Annotated in this window: 14 protein-coding genes; 7 read left to right on the top strand and 7 right to left on the bottom strand. The window is 63.2% G+C overall.

Features of this window, described 5'->3' with window-relative positions; genetic code table 11:
• Genes IY145_RS24380 through IY145_RS24370 form a run of 3 tightly spaced genes read right to left on the bottom strand, consistent with a single transcriptional unit; the run spans position 1 to position 3,606 of the window.
• Entirely contained in the window at positions 1 to 2,478 is a 2,478-nt protein-coding gene (locus IY145_RS24380; RefSeq protein ID WP_196410855.1) for a TonB-dependent receptor, read from the bottom strand.
• A gap of 19 nt (positions 2,479 to 2,497) precedes the next feature.
• Entirely contained in the window at positions 2,498 to 3,199 is a 702-nt protein-coding gene (locus IY145_RS24375; RefSeq protein ID WP_196410854.1) for a hypothetical protein, read from the bottom strand.
• Positions 3,199 to 3,606: a biopolymer transporter ExbD gene (locus IY145_RS24370; protein WP_196410853.1), complete on the bottom strand. Its 408-nt coding sequence runs from the start codon at positions 3,604 to 3,606 to the stop codon at positions 3,199 to 3,201. Before IY145_RS24370 ends, IY145_RS24375 begins: the two co-directional genes overlap by 1 nt.
• Positions 3,607 to 4,066: 460 nt before the next feature.
• Between IY145_RS24370 and IY145_RS24365 the strand changes: the two genes are divergently transcribed.
• Positions 4,067 to 6,649 (top strand): spermidine synthase, encoded by a 2,583-nt coding sequence (locus IY145_RS24365; protein ID WP_196410852.1) that lies wholly within the window; start codon positions 4,067 to 4,069, stop codon positions 6,647 to 6,649.
• 12 nt (positions 6,650 to 6,661) lie between these two features.
• On the opposite strand, the gene IY145_RS24360 is transcribed toward IY145_RS24365, so the two are convergent.
• From IY145_RS24360 to IY145_RS24345, 4 genes are all read right to left on the bottom strand, one after another.
• Positions 6,662 to 7,285, bottom strand: coding sequence for a 2OG-Fe(II) oxygenase family protein (locus IY145_RS24360; RefSeq protein WP_196410851.1), 624 nt, complete (start codon positions 7,283 to 7,285; stop codon positions 6,662 to 6,664).
• Between the two features lie 15 nt (positions 7,286 to 7,300).
• Entirely contained in the window at positions 7,301 to 7,708 is a 408-nt protein-coding gene (locus tag IY145_RS24355; RefSeq protein ID WP_210332886.1) for a hypothetical protein, read from the bottom strand.
• A 161-nt stretch (positions 7,709 to 7,869) separates the two neighbouring features.
• Positions 7,870 to 9,846 (bottom strand): hypothetical protein, encoded by a 1,977-nt coding sequence (locus IY145_RS24350; RefSeq protein ID WP_196410850.1) that lies wholly within the window; start codon positions 9,844 to 9,846, stop codon positions 7,870 to 7,872.
• A 195-nt stretch (positions 9,847 to 10,041) separates the two neighbouring features.
• Positions 10,042 to 11,382: an IS1380 family transposase gene (locus IY145_RS24345; RefSeq protein WP_196408705.1), complete on the bottom strand. Its 1,341-nt coding sequence runs from the start codon at positions 11,380 to 11,382 to the stop codon at positions 10,042 to 10,044.
• A 452-nt stretch (positions 11,383 to 11,834) separates the two neighbouring features.
• Here IY145_RS24345 and IY145_RS24340 point away from each other — a divergent pair, with 452 nt between their 5' ends.
• The 6 genes from IY145_RS24340 (at position 11,835) to IY145_RS24315 (ending at position 17,177) form a co-directional block, all read left to right on the top strand.
• Positions 11,835 to 12,584, top strand: coding sequence for a peptidyl-prolyl cis-trans isomerase (locus IY145_RS24340; protein WP_196410895.1), 750 nt, complete (start codon positions 11,835 to 11,837; stop codon positions 12,582 to 12,584).
• Between the two features lie 8 nt (positions 12,585 to 12,592).
• Positions 12,593 to 13,561, top strand: a complete 969-nt coding sequence (locus tag IY145_RS24335) for a HupE/UreJ family protein (protein WP_196410894.1) — start codon at positions 12,593 to 12,595, stop codon at positions 13,559 to 13,561.
• A 14-nt stretch (positions 13,562 to 13,575) separates the two neighbouring features.
• Entirely contained in the window at positions 13,576 to 14,181 is a 606-nt protein-coding gene (locus IY145_RS24330) for a HupE/UreJ family protein (protein WP_196410849.1), read from the top strand.
• Complete coding sequence (locus IY145_RS24325) at positions 14,178 to 14,795, top strand: HupE/UreJ family protein (protein WP_196410848.1); 618 nt, start codon at positions 14,178 to 14,180, stop codon at positions 14,793 to 14,795. The genes IY145_RS24330 and IY145_RS24325 overlap by 4 nt, the downstream gene beginning before the upstream one ends.
• 978 nt (positions 14,796 to 15,773) lie before the next feature.
• The gene (locus tag IY145_RS24320) at positions 15,774 to 16,343 is read left to right on the top strand and encodes a hypothetical protein (RefSeq protein WP_246722425.1); all 570 of its coding nucleotides are present in this window, start codon (positions 15,774 to 15,776) and stop codon (positions 16,341 to 16,343) included.
• A gap of 132 nt (positions 16,344 to 16,475) precedes the next feature.
• Positions 16,476 to 17,177, top strand: coding sequence for an outer membrane protein (locus IY145_RS24315; RefSeq protein ID WP_196410846.1), 702 nt, complete (start codon positions 16,476 to 16,478; stop codon positions 17,175 to 17,177).
• Positions 17,178 to 17,191: the final 14 nt, after the last annotated feature.

Here is a 17,191-nt window from a genome sequence, read left to right as displayed (position 1 = left end):
TCAAAAGCCCATCGAGAAGGTCGCCGTCGCCGAGAAGCCCTGGCCGACGTAGTAGGTCGGCGCGCTGGTCGGTATGACATTGCCGTAGCGGCCGATCGTCGGCCGTGCATTGGCCTGGACGCCGTTTATACCGGAAAGCGAGTGAGTGCTGGTGATATTGTAGAAATTCACGCGCAGCTCTGGGCGCTTGCCGAAGGCGATGTCGTCGAAGCGATAGCCGATCGCCGCATCGAGACGACCATAGGCCGGGATCGATTCGTCATTGGTGAACGTCGAATATTGCCGGCTGATGACCTTGACGCCGAGATTGCCGAACAGATGATCGTCATCATAGTCGAGGCCGAAGGCGGCCGTCCATTGAGGCGCGCGCGGCAGGTGCTTGCCCTTCGTCGGCAGAATGTCCGCGACCGAGGGAAGGCCCGCGCCGACCGGGGCCGTCGCCGTCGTGGAGAGGTCGTCGAGCAGGCGGGTTTGCAGATAATTGGCCGACATATAGGGACGGAAATTATAGATGCGCCGCGTGCCCGCCTCGAAGGAGACGCCCCAGAGATCGACCGCGCCAGCGTTGATCGTCGTCGATTGCGAGGCGGTGGAGCCTGGAAAGAGCGCGAAGGTCGAGACTTGGCGGTTGACGTAATGCGCGCCATAGAGCGCGAGCGCGGTGGCGAAATCCTTGCCCTGGTAGCGATGGCCGACCTCGACCGTGACGCTCTGTTCCGGCGCGAGCCGATTATAGGGCGTGATGCGGCCATTGGAGTTGGAGGCCGAGTCGGCCAGCGCGAAATTGGGCGTCGCTTTGAACGATGTGCCGACCGACGCGTAGATCTGATGATCGTCCCAAAAGCGATAACGGAAGCCGGCCTGCGGCAAGGCGACGAGATCGCTCTGCGTGACGAGCGGTGTGACGCCGGGTAGGAAATTATAGACGGAGCGATGGATCGAAGAGACCTTCACGCCCGATTCGATCGAGAGCTTGTCGTCGAGCAGGGACCAGTTGTCGCCGACGAAGCCCATATTGGTGACAGTCTGCGTGAGCTGGTCGCGCCGTTCCAGCGTTCCGACGCCGGGCAGCGAGATCGCGCCGGAATCGACATAGGGATCGACGACGCCGCCGCTCGCATTGAGAAACGCATAGGGCGCGGTCTGGCGGTGGTTGGCGTATTCGAACCAGTAGCCGAGCTGCAGCTTGTGATTTTCGAATTGGAAAGTGAGCTTGTTGATGAGGCCGGGCCGTAGCGTCTCGGTGACAGAAGGATTGTAGAGGAGGCCGCGATCATTGGCGATCACCGCGCCATTGCCATTGTAATCCGCTGCGCCGACATTGAAGCGACCGTAGAAGAAATTATTCTCCGTCGCGCTGGCGGTGCCGCCGCCATTGCCGTAGCCATACCAGAAATAGGGAATGGCGTCATAAGTGATGTTGTTGTCGACCGCAAAGGTCGACGGCGCGCTGACGATGAGATTTTTGAACGGATTTATGCGCAGCTTGTAATAGAGGCCCGCCTGATTGGCGGTGCGGTCCCAGCTCGCCGGCGGCGAAGCGGCGGAGGGCGCAAAGAAGCTGAGAGGAAGCGCGGAGTTGAAGCCGGCGGATTTCGCGCCCAGCAGATTATAGGAGCCCATTGTCGGGTTCTGATAGAAATTGTTGATCGCGTCATTGTAGATCACCGATAGGCTGACGCGATTGCCTTGGCCCGGCTCCCATACGCCCTTGAACTCGACATTGTGCCGGTTGTTGGCGCCGGGTCCGACCCAGTGATTCTCGCTGTAATGCGAGTAGGACAGATAGGAGCGGAAGTCGCCGATCTGGCCTGTCTCGACGCGCGCGAACTCCCTGCCGAGATTGTGCATGCCGTAGGAGAAATCGACGAAGCCGCCGCGGCGCTTCGAGGGATCGCGCATATAGATGTTGATGACGCCGCCCGAGGCGCCGATATGCGGGCTGTCGAGATCGGGCGAGCCTTGCGCGATCGATATCTGCTCGATGTTCTCGCTGTCGACATATTCCTGCGGGAACAGCGCGTAATTGCCCGAGTCGTTGACGGGCATGCCTTCGATGGTGAGACCGATCTGATCGCTATTGAAGCCGCGAATGGTGATGTTGCCGCCATTGAGGCCGGAATTATCCGGGCTCGACACATTGACGCCTGGCAGCATGTTGATGAGCTGATAGGGATTGGACGTTGGCGACATCTTCGCGATGGCGTCGCGCGTCACCGTGGAGCGCGATTTGACCGCCTCTTCCTCGATCATGAAGCCGCCGCCGAGATCATTGCGCGTGACGCCGTCCGGAGCCGCCTCCGCGGCGCCATTGCCATAGATGTCGACGCGGCCGAAGTCGGTGGGCGCCGCGGTGAGGCCGCTCTGAGAGCGGCTGTCATGCGCCGGCTTTTGCGGCTGAGGAGCCGATTGCGCGAGAACGAGGGTCGGCGTCGAGGCGCCGGCGAGCAGGGCGAGCGTAAGGACACGGAACTTCATCGGTGGACCTCTGTTTCGACTATCTCGGATGGAAGACGACGACGCCGCTGAGCGACCCTCCGCCCGCTGCAGAGGCGCAGGCGACGGCGCGCGAGCGCGCCGCAGAATCGAGGATTGCGGAGCCGGAACTGCTGGTGACGGAGGCCGAGCCGCCCGAGACCGCGATGCCGACCGAGCCCGAGGGCTTCTGCAGCCGCGCGTCCTTGGTCGCCGGATAGGGCGCGCCGGCGAGACAGGCGCGGAAGGCGGAGACATTGCCGGAAGCGCGCGAGCTTCGCTCGGCCGCGGCGACTTCTCCCCGCCGCGCGGCGGCGGTCTTCTCGCGCGCTTCTCTTTTCGAATCGGCCTTGGAGTCGTCGCTGTGCTCCTTGCGCGGGCGCTCTTCCGTTTTCGGCTTTGGTTTTTCAGGCTTTTGCGGCTTTGGACGCGCGGCGACTGGCGCGGGCGCATCGCTTGGCTGCGGCATCTCCTCGAGCGTCTGCGGCTGCGGCGCGTCAATGGGCGTCTCTTGAAGTGGCTCCGGCGGAGGCGGCTCGGACGCTTCCGCCTCGACCGGCAGATCGAGCGCGATCTCCATCGTCTGCGCGCCCGGATCGGCCGGCGCGACGAGAGTCGCCTCGGGCGCCATCGTCAGCGCCAGAGCGAACAACGCCAGCGCGCCGGCGAGGCCGGCGGCGTTGCTCGCGACGTCGAGTCCGTCGAGCGCCTGTCCGGGCCGCACTATTTCGGCCTCGTGACGATGGAGGCGCTCGCGACCTTCGCCGCCTTGAGGGCGTCCAGGACGGAGACGAGATTTTGAAGTCCCGCGCCTTCGTCGCCGCTGATGATGACGGCGAGCGGCTTGTCCTCGCTCGCAAGGCCGCGCAGGCGCTCTGGAAGCTCGGCGAGCGAGATCGGCTTGCCGTCGAGATAGGTTTCGCCGGCGCGATCGATGCCGATCGTCACGCGTTGGCGCTCGACGACCTTGTCTGGATGAGCAGAGCTCGGCGGTGTGACTTTTAGCCCGAGTGCTGGAAGCACATTTATGCTGATCAATACGAAAAAGACCAACAGGAACATCATCACGTCGATCATCGGAATAATTTCGATGCGCGCGTGTCTTTCGCGGCGCTCCGGCCAATTCCGCATCGACGGACTCCCTGGGCAGTGATCGACTTCGAACTACTCATGAGGGAGGGTTTGATTCAGATTCATGACTATAAACGTCATCTAATATTCAAAAAGCTGACGTCTTTTCGCCTTAAATCATGCAGACCCGAGCCTTACCTAAGGAACAACCCGTATCCGCGCGATTGTTGCGCTTTTGCCACAGGCGCCGAGAAATCGAATCTGCGCGCATGCGTCACGCTCGACGCACCGCTTCGAATGCCGACGGCGGCGCGAAGCTCGGACGATGGGCGGGCGAAAAATCTCGCGAGCCCGGCTCGATCAGGACGGGTCTATCCTGAATTCCAACGATGAAAATTACTCGGTGCGGGTCGAGCAACCCCGGGTCCGGGGCGCGTTTCGGAATCGAGACGGCGCCGCGCGTCATCAAACCGTATCGAAGCGACGATACGCACGGCTTTTTACGGGCTTGCGAGTGGTTGTGACGACGCGAACACAAATCGATCCGGCGCCCCGGACGCGGATCGAAGCAAATGCATTTCCGGCGCTGATCGCAATCGTCGTCGCGTCCGGTTTCGCGGGGCTCGGTTACGAGATCGTCTGGACCCGCATGTTGAGCCTGACGCTCGGCACCGAGATGCTGGCGGTGCTCGGCGTCATCGCGGGTTTTTTCGCGGGCGTCGCCCTCGGCGCGTTCCTCCTCGACCGACTCATCCGCGCCGCGCGTTCGCCTTTTCTCGCATTTGCGTTGTTAGAAGGGACCATCGGACTCTGGGGTGTGGCGAGTGTCGCATTGCTTCGCGAGGCCACGCAGTTCGCGCCGCCCTTGCTCGGCGTCGACCCGAATCCTGCCGCGCTCTGGGGCGTCGGCTTCGCTCTGCCGGCCCTGCTTCTTCTGCCTGCGACGACCGCGATGGGCGGAACGTTGATTGCGCTCGTGCGCATGACCGACGCCCTTTCGGGCGATCCGCGGTCCTCCGCCGGCGTCTATGGCGCCAACACCGCCGGCGCCGTGATCGGCGCGCTCGCCTCGGCATTTGTCCTAATGCCGAATTTCGGCCTGTCGAAGACGCTGCTCGTCCTCGCTTGCGTGAACGCCGCATGCGCCATCGGCGCGCTCGTCCTGCACCGAAATGTCGGGAAATTTGCGTCTCCGCCGCCGACCCGACCGCCGACTGAGACGCCCGCCCGTCTGCTCGCGACGCTCTTTGCGACTGGCTTCCTCGGCATTGCCTTCGAAATGATCGTCGTGCGGCTCGCCGCGCAAGCGCTCGAGGACACGATCTACACTTTTGCGAGCCTGCTCGCAGCCTATCTCTCGGGCTCCGCTCTGGGCGGATTGTCGTGGCAGAAATTTGGACGGCGGCTCGGCGAATCGAGCGCCGCCTGGCTCCTGGCGGCGACGGCGGCGGCCTGCCTTTCGACCACCATCCTCGCGCCGCACGTCCTGCGCGCGGCGGAAAAGGCCGGCGAATTCGGCGCCTCCGGGGAGTTTGTTGTTGCATTCGTCCTTTTCGCCGTTCCGTCTTTCGCAATGGGCGCGTTGTTCGGCCATCTGGCGCAACAGGCGCAGGATCTGCGCGGCTCGCTCGGCTGGGCCGTCGGGGTCAATAGTCTCGGAGCGGCGCTCGCGCCCTATGTGACCGCACAAATTCTGATCCCCGCATTCGGCGCATGGCAGGCGTCGATACCGATCGCGCTCGGCTATCTACTCCTGATGCGTCCTCGTCGAACGTCGCTCGCGCTTGTCGCCGCGCCGATGATCATCGGCGCGCTGCTGCTCGTCATCCCTGCGCCATCCTTCGTCCATCCGCCCCAGGGCGGACGGATACTCGCGACGCGCGAAGGGCCGACAGTCACGGCGAGCGTCGTCGACGACGACGCCGGCGTGCGTTACCTCGACGTCAATGGGCGCTTTCGCATGGGCGGCACGAGCTCGGCGCGCTCCGATTTTCGACAGGCGATGCTGCCACTTCTTCTGCATCCGGCGCCGCGCCGGGCGCTGTTTCTCGGCGTCGGCACCGGCGCGACGCTCATAGGCGGCGCAATGACGCCCGGCGTCGAAGCGCAGGGGGTCGAGCTGTCGCCCGAAGTCGTGGAGCTCATGCCGTGGTTCGCGAATGAAACGCAGCGTGCGCCGACGCCGAGAGTGACCGTCGCAGATGCGCGTCGTTACATTCTCGCCGATCGCGCCCATTATGATGTGATCGTCGCCGATCTGTTCCATCCGGCGCTGGACGGGAGCGGCGCTCTCTACACTACGGAGCATTTTGCGGCGATCCACGAGAGACTGGCGCCGGGCGGGCTGTTCTGCCAGTGGCTGCCGCTATATCAGCTCGACCTTCCGTCTCTGCGCGCGATCATTCGCAGCTTCCTCGCCACCTATCCGAGCGCCTCCGCCTGGCTCAATCATTACAGCGTGCGCACGCCCATGCTCGCTCTCGTCGCACGCCGCGACAATGAAGCATTCGACGTCGACGCTCTGTCCGCGCGGCTCGATCAGCCGGCGACGGCCGCTGTGGCGAGGCCGCTCGGCTTCACCGGATCGGTCGATTTGCTCGGACAATATCTGGGCGGCGCGCGAGCGCTCACGGCCTTTGCCGGCGAGGGACCGCTCAATGTCGACGACGCCCCTTTCGTGACCTTCGACGCGCGCCGCAATGTCCGCGCCACGACGGCGCCCCCTTGGACCACGCTGCTCGCGGTCATACGCGAAATCTTGCCCGACGCCGGCGAATTATCTCTGGCGAGGCGAGACGAGCCGCTCGATGACCGTCTCCTCGCCTATTGGCGCGCGCGAAATCACTTTCTGGAGGTCGGCGCCGCTCTGCCCGGCGAGCCTCGCGGGCGTGCGCTCGTCGAGGCCGCGGCGCCAGGACTGCTAGAGACTCTTCGAATAAGCCCGGAATTCGATCCCGCCTATGCGCCGCTGATCGGCATGGCGCGACTTTTATACGCATCGAACAGCGAAGAGGCGACGCGTTTGCTGCACGAGATTGACGCCGCCGCGCCGCATCGACCGATCGCGCGCGAATTGCTGGAGCAGGCGAGCGGCGGAAAATAAGCAGGCGCCGTTCTACGGAGCGAATTTGATCCGGTAGCCCCAGCAGTCGAGACTGTCGGGGATTGCGTTGAACGCTACGGTCACTCTCACTCCGCCCTGGTTTCGCGGCACTTCATGATAGAGATAGCTCGGGAAGAGAATGAGATCGCCCGGTTCCGCCTCTGGAACCACATATTTTCCCGCATTGAACGGCCCCATCGCCGCCGAACGTGTGTGATGCCGAAAATTGAATTCGAATCCGCCGGGAGGCCGCACGAAAGCGGTGCGGCTGCCGGGATGCGAGGGCGTCAGATAAAATACGCCGGACGCAAAACTATTGGCGTGCGAATGCAAGGCCTGACTACCGCCGGGCTCGAGGACATTCGTCCACATTTCTTTGACTGTCCATTCGAGTCTCTCTCCGAAGAGGAGCGCGCCGAAATCGACGAGCTTGGGAGTGGCGAGCTCCGACATTCGCCGGAACAGCTCATCGCCGCGCGGATCGGCGATCTCCGTATGAAAGAGCTGATCCGAGCGGAGATTCTTCTCTATGCGCGAATTGCGGATCGCATCGACGGCGGCCTCGACGAGAAGCGGATCGAGGAGACCAGGGCAGCGCATGAGCGGAATGGGAAAAAGCGGCTCGATCTCGTCCATGCCGTCACACTCCGCTCATCTCCGCGCTCTTTCCCGCGCGGGCTTTTTTTCGGCGCTCTTGCCGGGCGTCTCCGCTTTCTCAGGCGTCTCGTCCGGCCGAAGAACCTCGATCGCTTCTCCCGGCCGCAGCGCGTGCCGCAATTCCGTCACCTCGTCGCTCGCGCGCGCCGCCCAATAGAGGCAGTCGTCGAACTCGCCATTGCCGGCCTCGACCATGGACTGATGCAGATGCCGCTCCGCAATGTAGCGCGAGGGATGATCGGCAGGCAGAGCGCTCGCCAGAGCCCGTACCTTGTCCACCGCGGAGACGCAATCCTCTTTCGTCGGCTCGGCGTCCGCTGGCTCCGTCGAAGCCTCGGCGACTGCCGCGACGGGCGTCGGAGGCGCGATCGGATCGGCGGCCCGCTCCGGTCGGCCGTCCATGTTCGGGCGCGCCGGAAAGAGCAGAGCGGCGACGCCCGCGCATGAGAGAACGACTACGACGAGGAGAAGCAGAGGCCGCATCGAGTGAGAACCAATGAGCGAAACGAGAAAGCCGGCGGCGAAGTTTCGCCGCCGGCGCTTTGGCTACGGTAGGGCCGAGCTCAGTCGCGCTCGGCGTGATGCTCATGCTCCCAATGATGACCGGCGAGGCGCCGCGCGAGCTCGGCGTTCTGCTCGACGAGCAGTTTCGGCGAGCCGATGGGGCGCAGGAAAATCGGATTCGCATAGAACCAGAGATTCGACCAGGCCTGAACGTCATGGGTCACTTTCTTGACCCCATTGACGGATTCGAGATGCGCCGGGCAGGAGCTGTCCGTGCAGCTGACCGTCGCATTGTTGGCGTCCAGCAGAGGATTGCCCGCGCTGTCCGTCACATTGGGGGTCGCGACCGGGATATTGGCGCCGCGGGCGCGAATATAGCCGGGCTCGGAGCCCATGGTGAAGCTCGTCACGAAGGACAGGCGCGTCGAGCCGTCATGCTGCTTCTTGACCTTCATATTCCGCCAATTGACCTGCTTTGCGATTGCCGCGGTGGAATTATAGACGATCGACGCGCCGGCGACGCCCGCGGCGTTGGCGACCGCGTAATTGGGCGAGGTCGGAGGAACGACGCCAGTGATCTTGCCGGTGATGAGATCGACGTGATCGATCGACGGCTTGTTGAGCGGCTGATGCTGGCCGATCTGCGCCAGCAGCGGATTGTCGAAGCTATAGGGGCTGTTGTTCGTCGCCGGCACCGTCAACTCTACTTCGAGAAGGATGGTCTCGCCTGGCCGCGCGACGAGCGTCTCGCCCATCGTCTTCCAGTCGCCATGCGCGCGCGCACGGAACACGAGATCCGGACCGATGACGTCGCCATTCACCGAATAGCTATTGCCGGAGCGCATTCCGTCGATGATCGACTGATTGCGGAAGCCTTCGGTTCTCGGAACATAGAGCTTGGTGTATTCGCCCGGAATGAAGTCGGCAGTGGTGTAGCGGTCACGCGCGCCGAAGGCGCCGCGCTGATGCCAGTCCGAGCTGATGAACATGAAGAAGTTGCGGCCCTCTCCGAGCAAGCCGTCCCAGAGTCCGCCGACTTTCGCCGTGTAGACGCCGACCATGCCATAGGTGCCGCCGCCGACCGCGTTGGAGCCGTAGGAGCCCGAGCCGCCCGTCAATCCGCCCTCGGCCATATGGCCGGGCGATTCTATGCCGAAGGCGACAGTCGGCGCCGCATTGTTGAAGTCGCGGAAATGCTCGATATTGTAACCCTTGTTGCCGGAGGCCGCGAAGGGCCCCTGGCGCTCCGTGTGCGTCGGGATCGCATAGGATTGCAGCGGATAATTCGCCTGCAGCCATTTGACGCCTTCGAGCGCCTTGCCGTGCCCGGCGGTTCCCGAGTTGTTGACATTGTCCTTGCCCGGCCACAGCGGGCTGTTGCCGGCGTCGATGGGTCCGATGCTGTCGGTGTCGGCGCGATCGAAGCGGAATTCGAACTCCGCCATCTTGTCGGCATTGCCTCCATGACGCGGATGCTGTCCGGCGATCACCGCGACATCCGTGTGCTCATGGCCCGGCACGACCCATTCGAGACCTTCGACGAGCACCTTGTCGTATAGCGCCGAGCGATTGACGATAATCGGATATTCGACCTCGCCGATCGACTGCCAACGCCACATCTGCGCGTTGGAGCCACTCCCATTCGCCGAGCCTTTCAGGCTGCTGATGGTGATGCCCTGGATCGTCTGGCCGAGCGTCTGCGACCAGGTGGTCGTTGTGTCGCCGGGGAGATTGGCGCTGGCGTCGCTGAAGCGGCAATCGCGATTGCCGGAGCCGCCATGATTGCCGAGCGTGAACCAGTCGAGATCGAAATTGGTCCCGCCGGCCGCCGCTGCTCCGGTTCCGACCGCGCGATCGATCGTGTAGCCGGCGGCGATGGAGCCGTCTGTGCAGGTGTTGTGATTATGCATGTCGCCCGCGACATACGGATTGCCCCTGCGCGCACCCTCGCCATGTTCTCCGGCGGCTGCCGAATGACCGAAAGCGAGCGAAACAGACGCGGCAGTCAACAAAACAGCTGATTTCGAACGGTGCATGCCAATCCCCCGCAAAAACCTAGCCGCGATTATGCAGCGCTTGACCGGCTCGCGCGGTGAAGTGGAAGATTTTTGGGTTCGAGATAACCGCGCGCGCAGCGCCAGCGGCTCTGGCGGCGGGCCGGAGTTTCGAACGGCGAAGGCTTGCGGGTTGAGGGAAAAGGGTTCGGATTTCGGGGGCGCTCGCCCCGCGCTTCATGTCGCGAGGCGCGGGATGCGCGCGAGCGCAATGCGGAGGAATTGCCGGTCGGGACAGCTGGTCGGCAGATGGATTTTGATGGCGGTCTTCATCTCGACGACGCGCGCGGCGATCTTCACGAGGCGCAGACGAAGAGTATCGAACTGAGCCGTGCGCCAAGACGAGCGCTTGGGCGCGGCCATGCGCAGGCCCCACATGATCCAATAGGCGCCGGCGTGCAGGAACAGGCGAAGCTGATTGGCCGTCGCTTTCATGCATGAGGTTCGGTCGGCGCAAAGATGCGTCTTCCAGGATTTTATATGGTTCTCGGCCTGGCCGCGCCGGCAGTAGACATCTTCATAGAGACGGCGGGCGTTGCGGGCCTCGAGATTGGTGACGACGAAGCGCGTGTCGACGCCGTCGGGCCCGGCTTCGGTTCGCGCGATGATACGCTCGACGCGGCTCCAGCTCTGCGCGCCGTCGAGGAATTCCTTGTAGCGCCGCGCCTTGCCGGCCGAAGGCGCCGCTTCGAACACGGCCTTGGTTTTGGCTTCGAGCCCGAGGATATGCGACCTCAGCGTCGTCGTCGGGGCGACGCCGAAGATGAAGTCGAGGCCATTGGCGCGGCAGAAGTCGATCGTCTCGGGCGTGCAATAATGGCTGTCGGCGCGCAGCAGAATTTTCGTTCTCGGCCAATTGGCGCGGATGCTGCGCAGCAGGCGGCGCAGGAAGCGTTCGGCCTCTTTTCCGCTGGGGCGCTTGGCCGGCCGCAGCATGGCGGACACGAAGCGGCCGGAGCCGTCGAACACGACGATCGGCTGAAAGCCATATTCGTCATGATGCGCATTGAAGAGGCGGAGTTGCTGGCCTCCATGGACGGCGTCGAAAGTGTCGTCGATGTCGAGCGTGATGCGCTCTGGAACGCGATGGAACGACTCGCAATAGAGATCGGCCATGGCGCGGCCCATGCGCAGCAGAGCGCGAGCGTCCGGCAGATTCTCGAAGCGCGAGATCGTTGATTGCGAGGCGAGCTCGCGCTCGGAAGGCGCGAGCCCTTGCGCCATCTTGAACATCGGATCGCCGCGCAGCGCCGAGGCGTCGTTGCCGTCCTCATAGCCGGCGCCGATCATGAGGAGGCGAAAGCGAATGATGTCGGCGAGCGTATGGGTGACGAGATCGGGATCGCGCGGATCACGGATGCAGCCGGCGAGCCGCTCCGCGACGCGCAGGCGCTGCTCGATCTCACGCAGCAGCAGCACGCCGCCATCGGATGACAGCAGGCCGCCGTCGAATTTGGCGACGACAGCCTTGCCGGAAACAGGTGACAGGCCGGAAAGCGGCAGGGTAAAATCGTTCATGGCGGGGCGTGGCGGCTTCGAAATGGCGCGAGTTGGATTCGACACCCGAACTCTACGCCAAATCAAAAGGCTGTACCACCCCCGCCAACCTACGCTGAATTTTCCGGGCTAGACGAGCCCCCCGGCGTCACGAGACGCATCGGCGCGCGGAATATGGGAGAACGACAACGACAGTCGTGTGACCATTTGATTACAGAGACGCGCTTTTCGAGTGAGTCGAAAAGACTTTTTTTTCGTCGACGCGCGGATGACAAAACGCATGAGCCGATGCATAAGGCGCCAATGGCGTATTCGGGAAACGTATGGCTTCGATGGTGAAGACTCTTTCGTTTGCTCTCGTTCGGCGTTGGTTCGACGACGGGGATCGCGCTAGCCAGGCGGCCGCTCGCGATCCGGGATCGGCCGGCCGGACGTCTCCGAGGCGACTTCGAAGTGAACCTCTCGTGCATTTCATGATGATCGGCGGGCTCGTCTTCGCCGCCGACGCCGCGCTGCATCCGCCGCCAAAAGACGAGCGCGTCATCACCGTCGGCAAAGCGCTGCGTCAGTCCTTCATCGACAATTTCGACGAGGACAAGGCGCGCACGCCGTCGGACGTCGAGCTCCAGAAGATGATCGACAGTTGGGTCGCGAGCGAGATTCTCTATCGAGAGGGCAAGGCGCTCGGCGTCGATCGTGGCGACGATATGATACGCGATCGTATCGCCTATAAACTTCAATTGCTCATCTTCGACCAAGTTCGCCTGCCACAGCCGACCGAAGAACGATTGCGCGCCTGGTTCGAGCAAAATCGCGCGCGCTTCGACGAACCGGAGCGTGTCGGCTTCTACCTCACGCCCGCGACCGACGCCGTCGAGGCGACGCGCTGGCTCGAAGACATCGTCGGCGGCCGTGAATCGGAAGAGCTTCGTGATCGCACGCGCGCCATTCTCGCGCGCCCCGTCACCAGTCTCGGGCCCGCCTTCGGCGAAAAATTTCGCGACGCCCTGCTCGCGCTACCTCAGGAAACATGGGCAAAGCTCGAATCCAAAGAAGGATGGCATGTCGTCCGCATCGACTCTCGGCATCCGGGCGAGCCGGCGATTTTCGAGAATGTCCGCGACGAGATCCTGCGGCTGTGGCGCACGGATGAAGCGCGCGCGCGCGCATGGGAGGCGGTGAACCGGCTGAAGGCGTCCTACACAGTGCGGATGGAGCCGTGAGACGCTCGATAATATTGCTGGCGGCTTGGGTCGTCGCTGCGACATTGCTCGCGCCCGTCGCGCTCTACGCGCACGAATCCTCGCTCGGCGTGCTCGAATTGCGCGAGGTGCGCCAGGGCGCCTATGTCGGCCGTTGGACAATGGAGCCGACGATCGGCGGCGCTCGCGTAGATCTGCGCGCGCCGCCACATTGCTTCTTGCGCATACCGGAGCTCGATTGCGGCCAAAAAGGCCTCGTCGGCGCATTGACGATCGGCAATCTCGGCTCGCGCATGTCGGCGGCGCTGATTAAGATCATCCCGATTCAAGGCGAGACGCGCAGCTACACCATCACCACCGCCAATCCCACCGTGTCGATTCTCGGTCCCGAGGCTCCGACGCTCGAGAGCTGGATCGAACTCGGCGTGACCTATCTGAACTACGGCGTCGACCATATTCTGCTCGGCGCGGATCATCTGCTGTTTGTATTTGGACTGATCTGGATCGTGGGGCCAAGCCGTCGACTCGTCACGACGATCACCGCATTCACCATTGGCCACAGCGCATCACTCGCTGCCGCCGCCTTCGGGCTGATCGGCGTGCCGGAACGGCCGCTCAACGCCTGCATCGCGCTCAGCATCGTCTTCGTCGGCGTCGAGATCGTGAAGCAGCGCCATAGCGAAGCCGGATTGACGGCCCGCTACCCTTGGGCCGTCGCTGGCGGCTTCGGCCTCGTCCATGGCGTCGGCTTCGCCAGCGCGCTCGCCGGTCTCGGGATCGAACGACGGCTGCTGCCGGCCGCGCTCGCTTTCTTCAATGTCGGCGTCGAGATTGGACAACTCGCTTTCGTGCTTTTGACGCTGGCGCTCATCTGGGCGCATCGTCGCCTCGGCGCCGTACTCCCTGGTTCGCGCGATCTCCTTCCCGGCTATGCGATCGGTTCGATCGCAGCCTTCTGGTTCATCGGCAGACTTCTCCGCGTTCTCGCAATCGATTGAGGACAGCCCTCGCCATGTCGCTTCGCCTCCGATCCTTCGCATTCAGCCTGCTCGCCGGATTCGCGCTCGCATCGCCCGCTCTCGCGCATGATGGAGAGGGATTGGCCGGCGGCCTCGCGAGCGGCTTTCTGCATCCACTGAGCGGCGGGGATCATCTGATCGCTATGGTCGCCGTCGGGCTCTGGGGCGCGCAACTCGGCGCTCCGGCAATCTGGCTGCTTCCGATCGCCTTTCCTCTGATCATGGCGGTTGGAGGCGTGCTCGGCGTCATGCATATTCCCTTGCCGGCGCCGGAGATGATGATCGCACTATCGGCCATACTATTGGGCGCTGCGGTCGCGACACGCCTTCGACCGCCGACCGTCATCGCGGCGCTCGTCGTCAGCCTGTTCGCGATATTTCATGGCCATGCACATGGCGCGGAGCTCCCCGGCGCGACCGATCCGATGGCCTATGGCGTCGGATTCGTCACCGCGACAGGCTTTCTGCATGGCTGCGGGATCGTCATTGGCGCCGTGTCGCAATGGCCGCTCGGCGCGCGTCTCATCCAAGGCCTCGGGGCGATGATCGCCCTTCTCGGCGGCTATTTTCTGACGCTCGGCTCAGGCGGCGCAGGATGAGCGGCCAGTCGAAGTCGGCCGTCGCCGGCGCCCTCTTCTTCCTTCTGTATGCGAAGACGGCGAGTGCGCATATCATCGGCGCGCGGCTCGGCGACTTCTACGCGGGCGCCGTGCATCCGTTGACCGATTTGAAAGATGTGATCCTCTGGTTCGCATTGGGCATTCTGGCAGGATCGCTCGGCGCGTCCAACGCGAGGTCGGTTCTCTTGCTTTTTCCGTTCGGCCTCCTGGCCGGACTGACGACAGGAATGACGATGAACGCGACATCCGAGGGCGCGCTCGTCGCCGCTGGCGCGCTCGTTCTACTCGGACTGTTGCTGGCGTTGGAGCTGCGCATTCACGGCGGGCTGCTGTGTGCGATCGCATTGGGCTTAGCGGCGGCGCGCGGCGCGGCCAATGCCGGCGCGGTCGGACCGGAGACCAATCGCTTGCTATTTGCAGCGGGCCTCGCGGTCGCCGGCTATGTCATCATCGCGCTCGTCATGGCGTCGACGCTCGCGTTTCGAGGTGCCGGAACCGCCACGCAGACATGGCGGCGCGTCGCCATTCGCGTGCTCGGAAGCTGGATCGCCGCGCTCGGACTGATGATGGGCGGTCTGACCTTGGCGTCGTGACTCATGACGCCTCGATTCGACAATTCGTGAATTTTGCGTGGCTGGAGCCCGAGCTAGGAACCGCTGAAAGCGGAGCCGGCGGGCAAAGGTGATGAACGAGCCATGTGCAGCCCTTTTGAACGGCCGGCAATAGTGGCCTCTCCCTAAATCATGTCGTCCAGACCATAGATGCGCTGCGGCGCAAACCGGATATCTCAATTCGGTCCTTCGCCACTCGTCGTCCTCGGACAGCCATTCGCAGATTTTCCTGGCGGCTCGTCGGCGTCCGCGCGCCCGTCGCCTGAAGAGGAATGAGCGTCTGGGGCGGCGATGGTAGAAAAATAAAGCAAGGGACACGGATAATCCGCATGATTAGATGCGATATTTCCGAGACTGCATCAAATCGATTGGCGCAGGAGGTATTGCAACGCGATGCGATACTCGAGGGAAGTCAGCGAGACGGCATCGTATTGCTTGCCGTGAGGGCGCAAAGCGTGGCGACGTTGCCGCCCGAGTCAGCATCTTCTTCCCGAGGGCAGCGGGCTTTGTGCATGGCGAGAGCCGCCCGACATTCCGGATATCGCTCTCGCCCATCCGCCTATCCGCCGAACCCGCGCGTCACGTCCAGGCGATCGTCGAGCAGGCGCTGATCGCGCACCGCTGGGTGAAGCTCAGCCGCCGATCGACGAAACGATCGATTTCGTCGATGTTGGCTGGCGCCTCGTTGCAGCGCGCGCGCCTCTCGTGATCGTCAGCGGCAATCGACGTGCTTTGGAGTCGGTCGTCGCCGATCTCGTCGACGATGCCATTCGCGCAGTCCCACAAGGCGGGACAATTTAGAAAGCCGGGGGCGGCCGTAGTCGGCGCTGGATGCGCGACAGCGCGGTTGACACATTCAAAATTTAATGTAAAACGTTAATCACGTAACCCATAACATGCAGGATCATGTCACGCTTGATTGTTGCCCCACTCCTCGCGTCATTGGCGGCCTGCGGTCATATGCCCGTATCGACACTATGGGCGCTCCGCAGTTTCGACGCCGCCAACGTAGATTCGAAAACTTTGCGCGCCGCTATCCGCATGCCCGAGGCGCTGGAGCCGCGTCCTGGCGGCGTGACTTTGACGGTAGGCTGGTGGCGCGATGGAGAAGAGAACAATAGGCATGAAGCGAAATTCGCTCTCTTGGAAACGACGGCGCCAGAGGACATAGCGCCGTTGACCGGCGAGAAGACGGCTGGAACACGTCTTTACGCCTATCGAGTCGACCCGGCGGATCACGCTCGAATCCGAGCGCTCCAACAACGATCCCTAGAGGAGAAGGCGCGCAATCCTGGCGCGACGCATGGATCTTTCGGAGTTGGCGCGGACTCCTGCCGGCGCGGCGAATTGCCGGATGGGCCCTTGCTGACGACGAGCTATCTACGAACGCGATCGTCAGGAGACTATCTCACCTTGCTGAAGGACGTCGATCTGCGAACGGCCGTCACGACGGAGAAGCCGCTCGCCGCGCTTCTCCCACCTTGCGAGAAATTCGCATTGAGGGCGACGCCGAGCATCCCCGCGAATTGACCGCGAATATCGACATACGCGCGCGGCCGGCGTCGGACGCGCCGTAACTCTCGAGCCAATTCGGCAAAGGGCGACGTCGAAGCGATCCTGCTTCGACGAACATTCGAGCTTTGTCATTTTCAGGAGAACCGCATGAAACGCCAGGCCTTCACGATCGCAACCTCTTTGATCGCCGCTTTCGGAGCGCGGGCCGCTGATCTGCCAATCCACCACGGCGCGCCGACCTACGTCCCGCCTCCGGCCTTTCTTTTCGAAGGCGGCTACATCGGAGCCCATGTCGGCGCGCTCGGCTTCGCGGATCGGTCGGCTCCGCTATTGCCGACGACCAGTGGTGCGCTGGCTTACAATACGTCCCATGGGGGCAGTTTCCTCGGAGGCGCGCACGCCGGCTACGACTGGCATGTCAACTCCCTGGTCTTCGGACTGCGGGTCGATGTCTCCGGCGCTCATGCGACAAATTCAGGAATTCTTCCATTCGGAATCGGCGTCAGGAATATGGTCGACGTCGATGGGGTTGTGCGCGGACGTCTCGGCTACGCGTTCGACAGGCTGCTGCTCTATGTGAGCGGGGGCCTGAATCTCGCCCATGTCCGACACGAGCATTTTTCAGGTTTCGCTCTTTCACGCAAGGATCACATCGTCGGCGCGCCGACGATCGGCGTCGGCGCCGAATACGCATTCGACGACCATTGGCGCGGGAACGTCGAATTCCGTGTTTCGGATCTCTCCACAGGGAAAAGCGCTTCGCTTCCGTTCAATCCGGCCCTGGGGATACGTCATGATGCAGCGACCGGCGCCGTGACTGTCGGTGTGAGCTATCGATTCGGCAGGTAGGCGATCTGCGCGAA

Origin of the sequence: Methylosinus sp. H3A, from assembly GCF_015709455.1 — a bacterium.
Taxonomy (GTDB): domain Bacteria; phylum Pseudomonadota; class Alphaproteobacteria; order Rhizobiales; family Beijerinckiaceae; genus Methylosinus.
Note: the sequence above shows the minus strand (reverse complement) of the source record. Positions and strands in the feature narration are given on the sequence as shown.